Below are 399 nucleotides of genomic sequence, written 5' to 3' on the forward strand. Positions count from 1 at the left end.
GTCGGTCACAGTCGTTTCACCAGCCGCGTGCTATAAGGCTTCGGCACGCACTGTCGAGCCGGGTCCCGCTGCGGCCCGCTCGCCAGTGCGAGAGCAGGTTGCGCCCTGGCCGGTGCAACTTCTGGCGACAGTGGACGTCGTATCGTTCCCATGCAGTCGAGTAGTCGCCGATGTCCTCATCCTTCCCGCGTATTCGCCGCCAGAGCCTTTGCCTGGTGGCCCTGGCGTTCGTGGCGCTGGGCGCTCTGGTACTCACCCAGCATTGGGATGATCGTGCCCGGCTCTGGCTGCAGGAGCGCTCCACGCCCCTGGTCGATCGTCTGGCCAGCGTGTGGCTGCCGGGCTACCGCGCGGTGATCCAGGCCAAGGCCCTGAGCGGCCTGGACAAGGATGAGACCT

Annotated in this window: 1 protein-coding gene; it reads left to right on the forward strand. The window is 66.7% G+C overall.

Translation table 11 applies throughout. The features are described from left to right. Positions 1-170 precede the first annotated feature (170 nt). The coding region (locus J0A65_RS26140) for a hypothetical protein (protein WP_206597104.1) at positions 171-399 on the forward strand (229 nt) is incomplete at its 3' end.

The organism is Bowmanella yangjiangensis, from assembly GCF_017255015.1.
GTDB lineage: Bacteria > Pseudomonadota > Gammaproteobacteria > Enterobacterales > Alteromonadaceae > Bowmanella > Bowmanella yangjiangensis.